Source organism: Neoaquamicrobium microcysteis, assembly GCF_008180155.1.
In the GTDB taxonomy this organism is placed as follows: domain Bacteria; phylum Pseudomonadota; class Alphaproteobacteria; order Rhizobiales; family Rhizobiaceae; genus Aerobium; species Aerobium microcysteis.
This window is the reverse complement of the sequence record NZ_VSZS01000063.1, coordinates 133,629-151,370: the sequence shown is the minus strand read 5'-3', so window position 1 is coordinate 151,370 and position 17,742 is coordinate 133,629. Positions and strand designations below refer to the sequence as shown.

The following is a 17,742-nucleotide window of genomic DNA, read 5'->3' as shown; positions in this document are numbered from 1 at the left end:
GGGGGAATGCCCGATGCCCAAATCCCTTCTGACAGCGCGAGGCTGCTGCTGATGCGCGAGATACTGGAACAACTGGAGGAGCGGCGCGCGCAGGCGCGTCTGGGCGGCGGGGCAAAGCGCATCGCCGCGCAGCACGCCAAGGGCAAGCTCACCGCGCGCGAGCGTGTCGAGGTGCTGCTCGACGAGGGCTCCTTCGAGGAGTTCGACATGTATGTCGCGCACAGAGCGGTCGATTTCGGCATGGCCAGCCAGAAATATCCGGGCGACGGCGTGGTCACGGGCTGGGGCACCATCAACGGCCGCCTCGTCTATGTCTTCAGCCAGGACTTCACCGTGCTCGGCGGCTCGTTGTCGGAGACCCACGCGCAGAAGATCTGCAAGATCATGGACATGGCGGTGCGCAACGGTGCGCCGGTCATCGGCCTCAACGACTCTGGTGGCGCGCGCATCCAGGAAGGCGTCGCCTCGCTTGCAGGCTATGCCGACGTGTTCAAGCGCAACGTCGACGCCTCGGGCGTGGTGCCGCAAATCTCGGTCATCATGGGGCCGTGCGCGGGTGGCGCGGTCTACTCCCCGGCCATGACCGACTTCATATTCATGGTGCGGGACTCTTCGTACATGTTCGTGACCGGCCCCGATGTGGTGAAGACCGTAACCAACGAGATCGTCACGGCCGAGGAACTGGGCGGCGCGCGCACGCACACCCAAAAGTCGTCCGTCGCCGACGGGGCTTATGACGACGACATCGAGACGCTGGAGCAGGTGCGCCGGCTGTTCGACTACCTTCCGCTCAACAACCGCGAGAAGCCGCCGGTCCGCCCCTTCCACGACGATCCGTCACGGCTCGAAATGCGGCTCGACACGCTGATCCCGGATTCGGCCGCCAAGCCCTATGACATGAAAGAACTGATCCTCGCGCTGGCCGACGAGGGCGATTTCTTCGAGATACAGGAAGCCTACGCCCGGAATATCGTCACCGGCTTCCTGCGCATCGAGGGCCAGACGGTCGGCGTGGTTGCCAATCAGCCGATGGTGCTGGCCGGCTGCCTCGACATCGACTCCTCGCGCAAGGCTGCGCGCTTCGTGCGCTTCTGCGACGCCTTCAACGTTCCCATCCTGACGCTGGTGGACGTGCCGGGCTTCCTGCCGGGCACCGCGCAGGAATATGGCGGCGTCATCAAGCATGGCGCAAAGCTGCTCTTCGCCTACAGCCAGGCGACCGTGCCGATGGTGACGCTCATCACCCGCAAAGCCTATGGCGGAGCGTATGACGTCATGGCGTCCAAGCATATCGGCGCCGACATCAACTATGCGTGGCCGACAGCCGAGATCGCCGTGATGGGCGCGAAGGGCGCGACCGAGATCCTTTACCGTTCCGAGCTTGACGATCCCGACAAGATCGCCGAGCGCACCAGGGAATACGAGGTCAATTTCGCCAATCCGTTCAAGGCGGCCGAGCGCGGCTTCATCGACGAGGTGATCATGCCGCATTCCTCGCGCAAGCGCATCGCCCGCGCCTTCGCCGCGCTCCGGACCAAGAAGGCCGAGCAGCCCTGGAAGAAACACGACACGATGCCGCTGTGAGGAAACCATGACCGACGAAAAATTTCCGCCCGAGAAGAACTTCCCCGCGGGCTACGTTCCGCCGAAGGTGTGGACGAACACCGCAACCGGCGGTGCGTTCGCGTCGATCAACCGTCCGATCGCCGGCCCGACGCATGAGAAGGAACTGCCGGTCGGCAGGCATCCGCTTCAGCTCTATTCGCTCGGCACGCCCAACGGCGTGAAGGTCACGGTGATGCTGGAGGAACTGCTCGAGGCTGGCCATTCCGACGCGGAATATGACGCCTGGCTCATCAAGATCGGCGAAGGCCAGCAGTTCGGATCGGGCTTTGTCGAGGTCAATCCGAACTCGAAGATTCCCGCCCTGATGGACCGCGCGCCCAAGGGCGGCGGTGAGCCGGTGCGCGTGTTCGAATCCGCTTCGATCCTCTTCTACCTCGCCGAAAAGTTCGGCGCGTTCCTGCCGACCGACCCGCGCGGCCGCACGGAGACGATGAACTGGCTGTTCTGGCAGATGGGTTCCGCGCCTTTCCTCGGTGGCGGGTTCGGCCACTTCTACGTCTACGCGCCGATGAAGATCGAATACGCCATCAACCGCTACGCCATGGAGGTGAAGCGCCAGATGGACGTGCTCGACCGGCATCTGGCCGACAACGAGTATATGGCGGGTGCCGAGTACACCATCGCCGACATGGCGATCTGGCCGTGGTACGGCCGGCTGGCGGCCAGCGGCGCCTATGAGGACGCGGGCGATTTCCTCGAGGTCGAGAAGTACGAGCACGTCCAGCGCTGGCGCAAGCTCGTCGGCGCGCGGCCGGCGGCCGAACGCGGCTCGATGGTCAACCGGACATTCGGCGACCCCGCAAAGCAACTCCACGAAAGGCACGACGCTTCGGATTTCGAGACGAAGACGCAGGACAAGTTGGCCCAGGAATGACGATCAGGAAAATCCTCATAGCCAATCGGGGCGAGATCGCCTGCCGGGTCATCAAGACGGCGAAGAAGCTCGGCATCGCAACCGTCGCAGTCTATTCGGACGCCGACCGCGATGCGCTGCACGTGAAGATGGCCGACGAGGCGGTGCATATCGGCCCGCCGCCGTCGAACCAGTCCTATATCGTCATCGACAGGATCATCGACGCGATCCGCCAAACGGGGGCCGATGCGGTGCATCCGGGCTACGGCTTCCTTTCCGAGAACGCGGCCTTCGCACAGGCACTGGAAAAGGAAGGCGTCATCTTCATCGGCCCGCCGGTGAAGGCGATCGAGGCGATGGGCGACAAGATCACCTCGAAGAAGCTGGCCGCCGAGGCGGAGGTTTCGACCGTGCCGGGCCACATGGGGCTTATCGAGGATGCGGACGAAGCTGTCCGCATAGCTGGCTCGATCGGCTATCCGGTGATGATAAAGGCGTCGGCCGGCGGCGGCGGCAAGGGCATGCGCATCGCGTGGAACGACGCCGAGGCGCGCGAAGGCTTCCAGTCGTCCAGGAACGAGGCGAAATCGTCATTCGGCGACGACCGCATTTTCATCGAAAAGTTCGTCACCCAACCGCGTCACATCGAAATCCAGGTGCTTGGCGACCGCCACGGAAACACGCTTTATCTGGGCGAGCGCGAATGCTCCATCCAGCGCCGCAACCAGAAGGTCGTTGAGGAGGCGCCGTCGCCTTTCCTCGACGCGGCCACCCGCAAGGCGATGGGTGAGCAGGCTGTCGCTCTTGCCAAGGCTGTCGGCTATTTTTCGGCCGGCACGGTCGAGTTCATCGTCGATGGCGACCGAAACTTCTATTTCCTCGAGATGAACACCCGCCTGCAGGTCGAGCATCCGGTGACCGAACTCGTCACCGGTATCGACCTCGTGGAGGAGATGATCCGCGTTGCCGCCGGCGAGAAGCTGAGGATGACGCAGGACGACGTGAAGCTCGAAGGGTGGGCGATCGAAAGCCGCCTCTACGCCGAAGACCCCTACCGCAACTTCCTCCCATCCATCGGCCGTCTGACACGTTACCAGCCGCCGGAGGAGGGCAGGCAGGATGACGGCACGGTGATCCGCAACGACACCGGCGTGTTCGAGGGCGGCGAAATCTCGATGTATTACGACCCGATGATCGCCAAGCTGTGCACGTGGGGCGAGACCCGCGAAGCAGCCGTGGACGCGATGTCGGCGGCGCTCGACGATTTCGAGGTAGAGGGCATCGGCCACAACCTGCCGTTCCTGTCGGCGGTGATGGAGCACCCCCGCTTCAGGGAGGGCCGGCTGACCACCGCCTTCATCGCCGAGGAATGGCCGGACGGCTTCGCCGGGGTGGAACCGCATGGCGACGAGGCGCGCACGCTTGCCGCCGTCGCCGCCTTCCTCAACCTGCGCGTCCAGAAGCGCAACGTGCTGATTTCTGGCACGTTGGCCAACCATCCCCGTACGGTGGGCAAGGAGTGGATCGTCCGGCTCAACGGCACCGGCGAGTTCGCCGTTTCGGTGCGCGACGAGGGCGGCAAGACGCTTGTCGATTTCGGTGACGACGCGGTCGTCACCGTGTCGTCGGGCTGGCTGCCGGGGCGCAGCCATGCGCATTTCACGGTGGGCGGCAGGCGTGTGGGCATCAAGGTGGAAGTGGTCAACTCCGCCTTCCGCCTGCGCTGGCGCGGCATCGACGCAAAGGCCCATGTGCGCTCGCCGCGCGTGGCGGAACTGGCGCGCCTGATGCCCGAGAAGCTGCCGCCCGACACGTCGAAGATGCTGCTGTGCCCCATGCCGGGCGTGGTGACGTCCATCGCCGTCGAGGAGGGCGACGATGTGCAGGAAGGCCAGCCACTGGCCACTGTGGAAGCCATGAAGATGGAAAACGTGCTGCGCGCGGAGCGGCGCGGTACGGTGAAGAAGGTGGCGGTAGAGCCCGGCGCCAGCCTCGCGGTGGACGAGCTGATTCTGGAGTTCGAGTGATGGTCGGTGTGCGAGGCACCTCCCTCTGGCCTGCAGGCCGCCCATTGAGGGCTTTGAAATGACCAACCCGAAGCTGGGGCAGTGGCGTGCTGCCGCCGAAAAGGAGATCAAGCGTGATCCCGACACGCTGGTCTGGAACACGCCCGAGGGCATACCGGTCAAGCCGGTCTACACCGCCGACGATCTCGAAGGCATCGGCCATCTGGATTCGCTGCCCGGCATGAAGCCCTTCGTACGCGGCCCACGCGCGACTATGTACACCGGACGGCCGTGGACGATCCGCCAATATGCCGGCTTCTCCACCGCTGAGGCGTCGAACGCCTTCTACCGCAAGGCGCTGGCGGCGGGGCAGCAGGGCGTGTCGGTCGCCTTTGACCTCGCCACCCATCGCGGCTACGACAGCGACCATCCGCGCGTCGAGGGTGATGTCGGCAAGGCGGGCGTTGCGATCGATTCCGTCGAGGATATGAAGATCCTCTTCGACGGCATCCCGCTCGGTGAAATTTCGGTGTCGATGACCATGAACGGCGCGGTGATCCCGATCCTCGCGAATTTCATCGTCGCGGGCGAGGAGCAGGGCGTCTCCCGCGCGCAGCTTTCCGGGACCATCCAGAACGACATCCTCAAGGAGTTCATGGTCCGCAACACCTACATCTATCCGCCCGAGCCCTCGATGCGGATCATCGCGGACATCATCGAATACACCGCAAAGGAGATGCCGAAGTTCAACTCGATCTCCATTTCCGGCTACCACATGCAGGAAGCCGGTGCGACGCTGGTGCAGGAGCTCGCCTTCACGCTGGCCGACGGGCGCGAATATGTCCGCGCTGCGCTCGCCAAGGGGCTCGACGTCGATGCGTTTGCCGGCCGCCTGTCCTTCTTCTTCGCCATCGGCATGAATTTCTTCATGGAAGCCGCCAAGCTGCGCGCCGCGCGCCTGCTCTGGACGCGGATCATGGAGGAGTTCGAGCCGAAGAAGGCGTCGTCCCTCATGCTGCGCACCCACTGCCAGACGTCCGGCGTGTCGCTGCAGGAGCAGGACCCCTACAACAATGTCATCCGCACGGCCTACGAGGCGCTGTCCGCCGCGCTGGGCGGCACGCAGTCGCTGCACACCAATGCGCTCGACGAGGCGATCGCGCTGCCGACGGAGTTCTCCGCCCGCATCGCACGCAATACGCAGTTGATCCTCCAGCACGAGACCGGCGTGACCAAGGTGGTCGATCCGCTGGCCGGCTCGTATTACGTCGAGAGCCTGACCAACGACCTTGCCGAGAAGGCCTGGGCGCTGATCGAGGAGATCGAGGCGATGGGCGGCATGACCAAGGCGGTCAATGACGGCTATCCCAAGCGTCTGATCGAGGAAGCCGCGACGCGCAAGCAGGCGGCGATCGACCGCGGCGACGAGGTCATCGTCGGCGTCAACAAGTACCGTCTCGAGACCGAGGACGACCTCGACATTCTCGACATCGACAACAAGGCTGTGCGCGAGGCGCAGATCGCGCGCATCGAAAAGACCCGCCGCCAGCGCGACCCGAAGAAGTGGGAAGAAGCGATCGCTACGCTGCGCGAGGTCGCGAAGACTGGCAACGGAAACATCCTCGAAGCCGCGGTCGAGGCCGCCCGCGCCCGCGCCACGCTCGGGGAGATTTCCGATGCGCTGCGCGAGGCCTTCGGCGACCATTCGGCGGTGCCGAAGGTGGTGCGCAAGGTCTACGGACCCGCATATGAAGGCGAGCCGGAATACGAAAACCTCGTGCAGCGGCTTGACGAGTTCGCCAGGGTTCTGGGCGAGACGCCAAAGGTGATGGTCGCCAAGCTCGGCCAGGACGGCCACGACCGGGGAGCGAAGATCATCGCGTCTGCGTTCGGGGACATCGGCTTCGAAGTGATTGCAGGCCCGCTGTTCCAGACGCCGGACGAAGCGGCCGATCTGGCAGTGGCGCAGAAGGTGCATGTCGTCGGGATGTCGTCGCTGGCAGCCGGCCACAAGACACTGGCGCCTCAGCTCGTCGAAGCCCTGAAGAAGAAGGGCGCGGAAAACGTCATCGTCGTGGTCGGTGGTGTGGTGCCGCGTCAGGACTACCAGTTCCTTCTGGACCACGGCGTCGCGGCGGTTTTCGGCCCCGGCACCAACGTGCTGGATGCCGCCCGCGGCGTGCTCGACCTGATGGAAGGGAAGCGCCGCAACGTGTAGCCGACAGATATATTTGCTATCCTTCGCTTTCGCTTTTCGCTATTCTTGGCGAAAACGAAAGCGAAGGAAGCGCCCATGTTCCTGCCGCCGCGCCATGCCGAAATCATCCAGATGGCCAAGGATAACGGCCGCGTGCTGGTGGATGATCTCGCAGGCCATTTCGGCGTAACGCCGCAGACGATCCGCAAGGATTTGAACGACCTTTGCGAGCGGCGGCTGCTGACGCGCATTCACGGCGGCGCGCTGTTTCCCTCAGGCATCGAGAATGTCGAATACGAGGCGCGGCGCAAAATCGCGTCCGACGAGAAGGAGGCGATCGGCAGGGCCGCCGCGCGCATCATTCCCGACAACGCCTCGCTGTTCATGAACATCGGCACCACGACGGAAGCCGTGTCGAATGCCCTGCTCGACCATGAAGGCCTCATGGTCATCACCAACAACATCAACGTCGCCAACAGGATGCGCGTCTTTCCCACCATCGAGGTGGTCATTGCAGGCGGCGTTGTGCGCGGGTCCGACGGCGGCATCGTTGGCGAGGCGGCGGTGGACTTCATCCGCCAGTTCAAGGTGGATTATGCGGTGATCGGCGCATCGGCCATCGACCACGACGGCGCGCTTCTCGATTTCGACTATCGAGAGGTCAAGGTCGCGCAGGCGATCATCGCCAACGCGCGCCATGTCATCCTCGTCTCGGATTCGACCAAGTTCGAGCGCACGGCGCCCGTCCGCATCGGTCATCTCAGCCAGGTCGACACCTTCATAACGGACGCGTGCGACATTGCCTCGATCCGCACCATCTGCGCCGAGGCGGAGGTCGAGCTGATCGAGACGTCGAGAGGCGATTAGCGGGCTCGTTTTCGTTTGACATTCGTTATGATTGCGAAATAATCCAGAGGACTTTCGATAGGCGGCGTATCGCGCATTTGCAGCGCGCAAGGAGGTTTCCTTGGGCGAAAACCCCATCCACGACATCTTCGTCATCGGCGGCGGCATCAACGGCTGCGGCATCGCCCGGGACGCGGTGGGCCGGGGCTATTCCGTGTTTCTGGCCGAGATGAACGACCTTGCCAGCGGCACGTCGTCCGGCTCGACCAAGCTGATCCATGGCGGCCTGCGCTATCTGGAGCATTACGAATTTCGCCTCGTGCGCGAGTCGCTGATGGAGCGCGAGGTGCTGTGGAAAAACGCGCCGCACATCATCTGGCCTATGCGTTTCGTGCTGCCCCATCACCGCGGGCTTCGCCCTGCATGGCTGCTGCGGCTGGGCCTGTTCCTCTACGACCACATCGGCGGGCGCAAGCTGCTGCCCAAGACACGCACGCTCGACATGGAGCGCGATCCCGCCGGCCGGCCACTCAAGAAGCTGTTTTCGCGCGCCTTCGAATATTCCGACTGCTGGGTGGACGATGCCCGCTTCGTGGTCCTCAACGCGCGCGATGCGGCCGACCGTGGGGCGACCATCGTCACCCGCTCCAAGGTGACGGGCATTCGGCGCGAGGGCGATGTCTGGAGCGTCGATGTGGAAGATACGGCGGGCGCCCGCTACACCGTCAGGGCGCGCCTCGTCGTCAATGCCGCCGGCCCATGGGTCGATGCCGTGCTGGGGGAGGGGGTGCACAATGTGCGCCTGGTGCAGGGTAGCCATATCGTCGTGCGCAGGAAGTTCGACGATCCGCGCGCCTACTTCTTCCAGAATGCCGATGGCCGCATCATCTTCGCGATCCCTTATCAGGATGATTTCACGCTTATCGGCACCACCGACCGCGACTACACCGGCGATCCAGCCGACGTCGCCATCAGCGATGCGGAGGCCGGCTATCTTTGCAACGCGGCCAGCGAGTATTTCGCAGAGCCCGTGCGCCGCGAGGACATCGTCTGGACCTATGCGGCCGTGCGCCCGCTCTACGACGACGGCGCGTCGAAGGCCCAGGAAGCCACGCGCGACTACGTGCTGAAGGTTGAGGGCGGCGACAACGAGGCCAAGGTGGTCAATGTCTTCGGCGGCAAGATCACCACCTACCGCCGGCTTTCCGAGCATGTGCTGGAAAAGATCGAGGTCGTGCTGGGCGCGAAGGGCGCCAGCTGGACGAGGGACGCGCCGCTTCCCGGCGGCGATTTTCCACCGGAAGGCTTCGACGACGAGGTTGCGCGGCTTGCGCGCGACTATGTGTTCCTACCGCCCGCGCTGGCGCGCCGTCTCACGCGTCTCTACGGTACCCGCGCTGGCACCATGCTCGGCAACGCCGCATCGCTCGAAAATCTCGGCCGCTGCTTCGGCGCCAACCTGTATGAAGCCGAGGTGCGTTACCTGATGGATTGCGAATGGGCGCGCACCGCCGAAGACGTGTTGTGGCGACGAACGAAGCTCGGGCTTCGCCTCACGCCGTTGGAAGCCGGGGAGCTTGACCTTTACATGCGCGCAGCCGAAACGCAGGAAGGTGGCAGGGCGGCAAGCTAGCCGTGCTGCGATGCGGACCATCCGGGGAGGGGATATGAGCGGCTACATACTGGCCATCGACCAGGGCACCACGTCGAGCCGCGCGATCGTCTTCGACGGCGAAATGAAGATCGTGGCTACGGGCCAGAAGGAGTTTACCCAGCTTTACCCGGCATCCGGCTGGGTCGAGCACGATCCGGAGGAAATCTGGTCGAGCGTCGTCTGGTCGGTCAGGACGGCGCTTCGCAAGGCGAAGATTACGGCTTCCGACATTGCCGCCATCGGCATCACCAACCAGCGCGAGACCGTCGTCATCTGGGACAGGGCCACCGGCGCGCCGATCCACAACGCTATCGTCTGGCAGGACCGCCGTACCGCGCCGCTCTGCGCGAGGCTGAAGAAGCAGGGGCTGGAGCCCAAATTCACGAAAAAGACCGGTCTGCTGCTCGACCCGTATTTTTCCGGCACCAAGATCGCATGGATGCTGGACAAGGTGAAGGGCGCGCGCAGGCGTGCGGTGAAGGGCGAGCTGCTGGCCGGCACCATCGATGCGTTCCTGATCTGGCGTCTCACAGGTGGCAAGGTGCACGCCACCGACGCAACGAACGCGTCCCGCACGCTGGTCTACAACATCGAAAAGAACGAGTGGGACGCCGAGCTTCTGGACCTGCTAGACATACCGGCAGCGATGCTGCCGGAAGTGAAGGACTGCGCCGCGGATTTCGGCGCTACCGAAACGAAACTGTTCGGCGCGGCGATCCCTATTCTCGGCGTCGCGGGCGACCAGCACGCCGCCACCATCGGTCAGGCCTGCTTCGAGCCCGGCATGATGAAGTCCACCTACGGCACCGGCTGCTTCGCGGTGCTGAACACGGGCGACAAGCTCGTGCGGTCGCGCAACAAGCTCTTGACCACCATCGCCTACCGGCTCGACGGCAAGACGACTTACGCGCTCGAAGGCTCGATCTTCATTGCCGGTGCGGCCGTGCAGTGGCTGCGCGACGGCATCAAGGTCATCGGCAAGGCGGCGCAGAGCGGCGAGCTTGCCGCGAGGGCTGACGACGCGCAGAACGTCTATCTCGTGCCGGCCTTCGTCGGCCTCGGCGCGCCGCACTGGGATGCGGATGCCCGCGGCGCGATCTTCGGCCTGACGCGCAACACCGGCCCGGCGGAGTTCGCCCGCGCCGCTCTCGAATCCGTCGCCTACCAGACCCACGATCTTCTGGTCGCGATGAAGAAGGACTGGAAGGGCGGCGACGCGAAAACGGTGCTGCGCGTGGACGGCGGCATGGTCGCGTCCGACTGGACCATGCAGCGGCTTGCCGACCTGCTCGACGCGCCGGTGGACCGGCCGACCATCCTCGAGACCACGGCGCTCGGCGCGGCATGGCTGGCCGGCCAGCGCGCCGGCGTCTGGCCCAAGGCCGCCAAGTTCGCCAAAAGCTGGGCGCTCGACCGGCAGTTCCGCCCGTCCATGGACGACGCAACCCGAAAGGCGAAGCTGGCCGGCTGGGCCGACGCCGTCTCGCGCACCCTGTCCAAAGGCTGAGTAGGGCCGACCCATGTGCCCGCCTGACGGGACGCCTGTCCGGTGCTACAATACGCGCCGTCGCGAAGGGGAGGGGAGACCCGGTCGCGGGAGGACGCAGCCATGCGCAGGACGGCGCTGTTTCTGATCTGCCTCTTCGGTCTATGGGGGTGCTCGACGCCGCCGCCGCGCGTCGATCCCAACGACCCCGGCATCGTGTCCGGCAAGCTGATGGTGTTCTGGGACGGCGAGGACCGTTTCGTCTACTTCCCCTATTACGACGACCCGCTGGTCTACACGCTGCCGAAGCACGTCGCCCAAAGGCTCGGGGTCACGACCATTCGGCCCGGCGCGATCTATACCGACGGCGGCTCGATCCCGCGCGCGGTGCGCGGCGTGGTCGGGTTCTCGCCCTGGGGCTACGGGCCGGCCTACATCGTCCACGACTGGCTGTTCGTTGCCCACCACTGCATCGTCCATGACGGCGTCGGCACGCTCGACCGGCGCGATCACGACGAGGCGGAAAAGGTGCGCAACGTGGATTTCCCGATGTCCGCGGACATCCTCGGCGGCATCATCCAGGCGCTCATTCGGCAGGAGAAGGTGCCGCCGCGCGCGCTGGCGCCGGATGCCATATACGGCGCGGTCGATTCGTTCGTCGCAAAGGGCCTGTGGGACAATGACGACCCGCGATCCTGCAAACCGGTTCCGCCCAACGTGATAGCCGGTATCGAGGAATCGCTGCGTCGCCCGCAGTTCGACGGTCAGCCCGAGAGCGGCAGGGTGTTGCCCCGGCTGGTCTACGTGCAGGATTTCTGAGCGGGCATCGGCAACGCGATCTGCGCTTCCCTTTCCGCCATCTCCGTGTTACCAGCCACCGCCATCCTGAAAGGGAGAAAACGAGTCGCCGCCAGCCTCCGGGTCAGGGCGCTCCTCCCGCGCACCCGAAAGTCGAAGGATCGGCAATGGCAAGAATAATCGAGACCGCAACCGGCGCTCTGGCGCTCACCTTCGACGACGTGCTGCTTCAGCCCGGCCACTCCGAGGTGATGCCCGGCCAGACCGACGTTTCCACGAAGATCGCCCGCGACATCGAGCTGAGCATCCCGATCCTGTCGGCCGCGATGGACACCGTGACCGACGCGCGGCTGGCGATCGCGATGGCGCAGGCCGGCGGCATCGGCGTCGTCCACCGCAATTTCTCGCCCGTGGAGCAGGCCGAGCAGGTCCGCCAGGTCAAGAAATTCGAGAGCGGCATGGTGGTCAACCCTCTGACCATCGGGCCGGACGCGACGCTGGGTGACGCGCAGGCGCTCATGCGCACGCACGGCATTTCCGGCATTCCGGTGGTCGAGAACGGCGGCAGCGGCGGCCACACCACTGGCCGCCTCGTCGGCATCCTTACCAACCGCGACGTGCGCTTCGCCTCAGATCCGGCGCAGAAGGTCAGCGAACTGATGACGAAAGAGCGGCTCGTCACCGTTCGTGAGAATGTCGAACAGGGCGAGGCCAAGCGCCTGCTTCACCAGCACCGCATTGAGAAGCTGCTGGTGGTGGACGATGCCGGCCGCTGCGTCGGCCTCATCACCGTCAAGGACATGGAGAAGTCGCAGCTCAATCCCAACGCTGCCAAGGATGCGCAGGGCCGCCTGCGCGTGGCGGCGGCTACCAGCGTCGGCGATGACGGCTTCGAGCGCGCGGAGCGCCTGATAGACGCCGGGGTGGACCTTCTAGTCATCGATACAGCCCACGGCCATTCGCAGCGCGTGCTGGATGCGGTCGCGCGCGCCAAGAAGCTTTCCAACTCCGTGCGCATCATCGCGGGCAACGTCGCCACCGCCGACGGCACCATGGCGCTCATCGATGCCGGCGCCGACGGCGTGAAGGTCGGTATCGGGCCGGGCTCGATCTGCACCACCCGCATCGTGGCGGGCGTCGGCGTGCCGCAGCTTTCCGCCATCATGTCGGCGGTTGAGGCCGCCGACCGCGCAGGCGTCGGCATCATCGCCGATGGCGGCATCAAGTTCTCGGGCGACTTGGCCAAGGCGCTGGCGGCCGGTGCTTCGGCCGCGATGATCGGCTCGCTGCTGGCCGGCACGGATGAAAGCCCGGGCGAGGTCTATCTGCACCAGGGCCGCTCCTTCAAGGCGTATCGCGGCATGGGGTCCGTCGGCGCGATGGCGCGCGGCTCGGCCGACCGCTATTTCCAGGCCGAGGTACGCGACACGCTCAAGCTGGTGCCGGAAGGCATCGAGGGACAGGTGCCTTACAAGGGGCCTGTCGGCGGCGTGCTTCACCAGCTCGTCGGCGGCCTGAAGGCGGCGATGGGCTATGTCGGCGCGGCCAACCTGACCGAACTGCGCGAGCGCGCGACCTTCGTGCGCATCTCGAATGCAGGCCTGCGCGAAAGCCACACCCACGACGTGACGATCACGCGCGAAAGCCCGAACTATCCGGGCGGGATGTAGGCTTATCGTCTTTCGGCGCGCCTTCGCAGATCCGTTGCGGCGCGCGCACCGTAGAATTATTGCAGCATTTGGACGGCGGGGTAGTTGAAGTGAACCAGACAGCAATCTTCTGGCCGATGATCGCGCATGTCGCGCTCGTATTCGCGCTCTACGCGCTGCTGGGCGTTCGTCGCAAGGAGGCTGTGACCAACGGCAGCGTAAAGATTTCACAGTTCCGGGAGAACCTGAACGAACCTGCCGAAAGCCTGTTCGCGCGCAATGCGCTTTCCAACCAGTTCGAGCTGCCGGTCCTGTTCCACATCGGCTGTCTGGCGCTCTACGCCACGGCGGGAGCGGGAACGCTGGCGCTGGTGCTGGCTTGGGTGTTCGTGCTGTCGCGCTATGTGCACAGCTTCATCCACGTCACGTCAAACCGGATTCGCTACCGCCAGCCCGCTTTCACGCTCGGCTTCATCGTCGTGTTCGTGATGTGGGTGCTGCTGGCCATCCACCTGCTCGGCGCCTGACGCGGCGGCCAGCCCGCGAATAATGGCTGCGAGCGACCGGCATTCGCCCTGCCGGCTCGAATTTCTGCGCCATGCGAACGCCAGCCGCCGCGCCGGCATCGGGTCGGCGAACGGTACGACCCGGAGGTCCGGCATCGCCTCGCTGGCCGTCCGCGCCATCTCGGGTATCAGCGTCACGCCCTGGCCGTGCGCCACCATCTGCAGCAGCGTCGTCAGGCTGGTCGCGCCGTAGTTCGCCATCGCGGCGGGGCGAACGCTTCCGCATATCGCCAGCGCCTGCTCGCGCATGCAGTGGCCTTCCTCCAGCAGCATCAGCCGTTCCAGCGCGGGGCTTTCCGGCGGTACGGGCGGCGCGACGAAGCCGGGGTCCGACGCGGGGACCGCCAGGAAGAAGCGATCCTCGAACAGCGGCTCCACCGCTACAGCGGGATGCTCCAGCGGCAGGGCAGCGATCATGCCGTCCAGCCGCCCGGCGGCGGTTTCCTCGATCATCGTTGCGGTCACGGCCTCTCGCAGCTCGATCGCAAGCGCCGGAAACCGCTTGCGCAGTTCCGGCAGAAGCTGCGGCAGAAGGTAGGGCGCGACCGTGGGGATGACGCCCAGCCGGAAACGCCCCTCCATCGCGCCTCGGCCACGCCGCGCCGTCGTCTCGATCTCGCGCATCTCGGCCAGCACGCGTTCGATGCGAGGCCGTAGCATGCGAGCGTCCTCCGTCAGATGAACGGTTTTGCCGCCGCGCTCGAACAGCTTCCTGCCAAGCCGCTCCTCCATCTCGGCGATCTGCGACGACAGCGCCGGCTGGGTCACGCCGGCCAGTTCGGCCGCCCTGCCGAAATGCAGGGTCTCGACCAGCGCCTCGAAATATTCCATCTGCCGTATCGTCAGTCGTATCATAAGCAGAAATTATCGAAACGAGTAGGAAACGCAATTTGTTTCTATGGCGCGGCGGCGTTAGTTTGGAACCATTCCAGATTGAGGAGCCAAGCGGGATTCCCCGCCAAGGCTCCGAAAATGCTTCGGAATCGACCGCTTGAAGCCGGTCCGGTCCGATGCGGAACGATTCTAGCAATCGCCAGACGAGCGGAGAGAAAGATGGACAAGAAGGTTGAAGACAATGCGGGCAAGTGCCCGTTTTCGGGTGGGTCGCGCGGCCACAGAAACCGCGACTGGTGGCCTGAGCAGCTCGATATCGAGAGCCTTCACCGCAACTCCGACCTCTCCGACCCGATGGGCAAGGACTTCGACTACGCCAAGGAGTTCGAGAGCCTCGACCTCGACGCGGTGATCGCCGACCTGCACGCGCTGATGACCGATTCCAAGGAATGGTGGCCGGCAGATTTCGGCCACTATGGCGGTCTCATGATCCGCATGGCCTGGCACAGCGCTGGCACCTACCGCATCACCGACGGGCGCGGCGGCGCGGGTGCTGGCCAGCAGCGCTTTGCGCCGCTCAATTCGTGGCCGGACAATGCCAACCTCGACAAGGCCCGCCGTCTGCTCTGGCCGATCAAGCAGAAGTACGGCCGCAAGCTGTCCTGGGCCGACCTGATGATCCTCACCGGCAATGTCGCGCTGGAATCCATGGGTTTCAAGACGTTCGGTTTCGCCGGTGGCCGCGCCGATGTTTGGGAGCCGGAGGAGCTGTTCTGGGGCCCTGAGGGCACCTGGCTGGGCGACGAGCGCTACAGCGGCGAGCGCCAGCTCTCCGAGCCGCTCGGCGCGGTGCAGATGGGCCTGATCTACGTCAACCCGGAAGGCCCAAACGGCAACCCGGACCCGATCGCGGCGGCCCGCGACATCCGCGAGACGTTTTTCCGCATGGCGATGAACGACGAGGAGACGGTCGCGCTGATCGCCGGCGGCCACTCTTTCGGCAAGACGCACGGCGCGGGCGACCCATCGCTGATCGGTCCCGACCCCGAGGGTGGCGCGATCGAGGATCAGGGCCTGGGCTGGAAGAGCACCCACGGCACCGGCTTCGGCGCTGACGCCATCACCGGCGGGCCTGAAGTCACTTGGACGCAGACGCCCACTCAGTGGAGCAACCTGTTCTTCAAGAACCTGTTCGAGAATGAGTGGGAGCTGACGACCAGCCCCGCTGGCGCGAAGCAGTGGGTGGCCAAGAACGCCGAGGCGACCGTGCCCGACGCGTTCGACCCGGCGAAGAAGCACCGGCCGACTATGCTGACCACCGACCTGTCGCTGCGCTTCGACCCGGAATACGAGAAGATTTCACGCCGCTTCTACGAGAACCCCGACCAGTTCGCCGATGCGTTCGCCCGTGCCTGGTTCAAGCTTACCCACCGCGACATGGGTCCGCGGGTGCGCTACCTCGGCAAGCTCGTGCCGCAGGAAACGCTCATCTGGCAGGACCCTGTTCCGGAGGTCGACCACGCGCTGGTCAGCGATCAGGACATCGCCGATCTCAAGGCGAAGGTGCTCGCATCGGGCCTGTCGGTGACGGAGCTGGTTTCGACCGCCTGGGCGTCGGCCTCCACCTTCCGCGGGTCCGACAAGCGCGGCGGCGCCAACGGGGCGCGCATCCGTCTGGCCCCGCAGAAGGACTGGGAAGTCAACGAGCCGGCCACCCTGGCCAAAGTGCTGGACAGGCTGGAAGCGATCCGTGCCGAGTTCAACGCGGCACAAAGCGGCGGCAAGAAGGTTTCTCTGGCTGACCTCATCGTGCTCGCCGGTGCAGCGGCCGTCGAGAAGGCGGCGAAGGACGGCGGCGTCGAGGTCTCGGTGCCGTTCACGCCGGGCCGCATGGACGCCTCGCAGGAGCAGACCGACGTCCAGTCCTTCGCGGCTCTGGAGCCGCGCGCCGATGGTTTCCGCAACTACCTCTCCGGTCGCCAGTTCATGGCTCCGGAGGAGGCTCTGGTCGATCGGGCACAGCTTTTGCGGCTCACCGCGCCGCAGATGACCGCGCTGCTGGGCGGCCTGCGCGTGCTTGGCGCAAACCATGCCGGCTCGAAGCACGGCGCGTTTACCGATCGTCCGGGCGTCCTGTCCAACGACTTTTTCGTCAACCTGCTCGACATGGGCACGGTGTGGAACGAGGTAGGCCAGAACGCTTATGAGGGCCACGACCGCAAGTCCGGCACGCTGAAGTGGACCGCGACCCGCGTCGACCTCATCTTTGGTTCGCACTCGCAGCTTCGCGCGTTCGCCGAGGTTTATGCGACTGATGATTCGAAGGAGAAGTTCGTGCGCGACTTCGTGGTTGCGTGGAACAAGGTGATGAACGCGGATCGTTTCGATCTGGCGTGAGCCTACTGGCAACACCTGCCAGCCATCGAAAATGTGAACGGGCGCGGAGCAATCCGCGCCCGTTTGGCTTGTATAGAGGCGGTTCCTGAAGTCTAATCCGCTCGACCAACGGATGCGGTTAACACACTTTGCCGTCCGGAAAGTTTTCGTTAACCATAAAGCCATACTGCTTTGCATGAGCCAAGGGTTTGGGGGACGTCATGACAATTTCGCGCCGCGGGTTCCTGATCGGATTGCCGCTGTTTGCAGCAGGCTGCTCGGTCACCGAGTATCGCACCGATTTCCAGAACTATGCCGCAGTGCCGCATCCGCGATTTCCGCTGGCCGCGCTATCGCCCGAAAAGATCAAGCCGGAGCTGCGCCGCAGGGAAGTCGCCTATGACGGCAAGCACAAGGCCGGCACCGTCGTGGTCAACACCCCGGAGCGCCGGCTCTATTACGTGATGGGTGACGGGCGCGCCATGCGCTACGGCATCGGCGTCGGCCGCGAGGGGCTGGCCTTGCGCGGCGCCGCTACCGTCGGCCGCAAGGCCGAGTGGCCGAACTGGACCCCCACGGCCAACATGATAAACCGCGATCCTCGGAACCTGCAGTATGCGGGCGGCGTGCCGGGCGGCCTGACGAACCCGCTGGGCGCGCGTGCGCTGTATCTCTATCGCGGCGGCCGCGACACCATGTTCCGCATCCACGGCACCAACCAGCCCGATTCCATCGGCCTCGCCGTCTCCAGCGGTTGTGTGCGCATGCTCAACCACGACGTGGTGGACCTCTACGAGCGTGTGCCCGTGGGCGCCAACGTCGTCGTCATCCAGGCCTGAAGCGGCACACGC

General features: G+C 65.1%; 13 protein-coding genes. 12 read left to right on the top strand and 1 reads right to left on the bottom strand.

Going from position 1 to position 17,742, the window contains the following annotated elements; translation table 11 throughout:
- The first annotated feature begins 51 nt into the window (after nt 1-51).
- The 10 genes from FY036_RS12725 (at nt 52) to FY036_RS12680 (ending at nt 13,642) form a co-directional block, all read left to right on the top strand.
- A complete protein-coding gene (locus FY036_RS12725; RefSeq protein WP_148915271.1) occupies nt 52-1,584 on the top strand; it encodes an acyl-CoA carboxylase subunit beta in 1,533 nt (510 codons plus the stop codon).
- Between the two features lie 7 nt (nt 1,585-1,591).
- A complete protein-coding gene (gene yghU, locus FY036_RS12720; RefSeq protein WP_148915108.1) occupies nt 1,592-2,500 on the top strand; it encodes a glutathione-dependent disulfide-bond oxidoreductase in 909 nt (302 codons plus the stop codon).
- The gene (locus tag FY036_RS12715) at nt 2,497-4,506 is read left to right on the top strand and encodes an acetyl-CoA carboxylase biotin carboxylase subunit (RefSeq protein WP_148915107.1); all 2,010 of its coding nucleotides are present in this window, start codon (nt 2,497-2,499) and stop codon (nt 4,504-4,506) included. Before yghU ends, FY036_RS12715 begins: the two co-directional genes overlap by 4 nt.
- Nucleotides 4,507-4,564: 58 nt before the next feature.
- Nucleotides 4,565-6,703: a methylmalonyl-CoA mutase gene (gene scpA / locus FY036_RS12710; RefSeq protein WP_148915106.1), complete on the top strand. Its 2,139-nt coding sequence runs from the start codon at nt 4,565-4,567 to the stop codon at nt 6,701-6,703.
- Nucleotides 6,704-6,778: 75 nt separating this feature from the next.
- The gene (locus tag FY036_RS12705; RefSeq protein ID WP_148915105.1) at nt 6,779-7,549 is read left to right on the top strand and encodes a DeoR/GlpR family DNA-binding transcription regulator; all 771 of its coding nucleotides are present in this window, start codon (nt 6,779-6,781) and stop codon (nt 7,547-7,549) included.
- 100 nt (nt 7,550-7,649) lie between these two features.
- Entirely contained in the window at nt 7,650-9,161 is a 1,512-nt protein-coding gene (gene glpD / locus FY036_RS12700; RefSeq protein ID WP_148915104.1) for a glycerol-3-phosphate dehydrogenase, read from the top strand.
- A 34-nt stretch (nt 9,162-9,195) separates the two neighbouring features.
- Entirely contained in the window at nt 9,196-10,689 is a 1,494-nt protein-coding gene (glpK, locus tag FY036_RS12695; protein ID WP_148915103.1) for a glycerol kinase GlpK, read from the top strand.
- Between the two features lie 102 nt (nt 10,690-10,791).
- A complete protein-coding gene (locus tag FY036_RS12690) occupies nt 10,792-11,487 on the top strand; it encodes a hypothetical protein (RefSeq protein WP_148915102.1) in 696 nt (231 codons plus the stop codon).
- Nucleotides 11,488-11,633: 146 nt separating this feature from the next.
- Nucleotides 11,634-13,136: an IMP dehydrogenase gene (guaB, locus tag FY036_RS12685; RefSeq protein WP_148915101.1), complete on the top strand. Its 1,503-nt coding sequence runs from the start codon at nt 11,634-11,636 to the stop codon at nt 13,134-13,136.
- A gap of 116 nt (nt 13,137-13,252) precedes the next feature.
- Complete coding sequence (locus FY036_RS12680; protein ID WP_201744762.1) at nt 13,253-13,642, top strand: MAPEG family protein; 390 nt, start codon at nt 13,253-13,255, stop codon at nt 13,640-13,642.
- On the opposite strand, the gene FY036_RS12675 is transcribed toward FY036_RS12680, so the two are convergent.
- Nucleotides 13,544-14,536 (bottom strand): hydrogen peroxide-inducible genes activator, encoded by a 993-nt coding sequence (locus tag FY036_RS12675; protein WP_148915099.1) that lies wholly within the window; start codon nt 14,534-14,536, stop codon nt 13,544-13,546. The two genes, FY036_RS12680 and FY036_RS12675, sit on opposite strands and share 99 nt — an antisense overlap.
- Nucleotides 14,537-14,734: 198 nt before the next feature.
- Between FY036_RS12675 and katG the strand changes: the two genes are divergently transcribed.
- Complete coding sequence (katG, locus tag FY036_RS12670; RefSeq protein WP_148915098.1) at nt 14,735-16,912, top strand: catalase/peroxidase HPI; 2,178 nt, start codon at nt 14,735-14,737, stop codon at nt 16,910-16,912.
- 200 nt (nt 16,913-17,112) lie between these two features.
- Nucleotides 17,113-17,730 (top strand): L,D-transpeptidase, encoded by a 618-nt coding sequence (locus tag FY036_RS12665; protein ID WP_148915097.1) that lies wholly within the window; start codon nt 17,113-17,115, stop codon nt 17,728-17,730.
- Nucleotides 17,731-17,742: the final 12 nt, after the last annotated feature.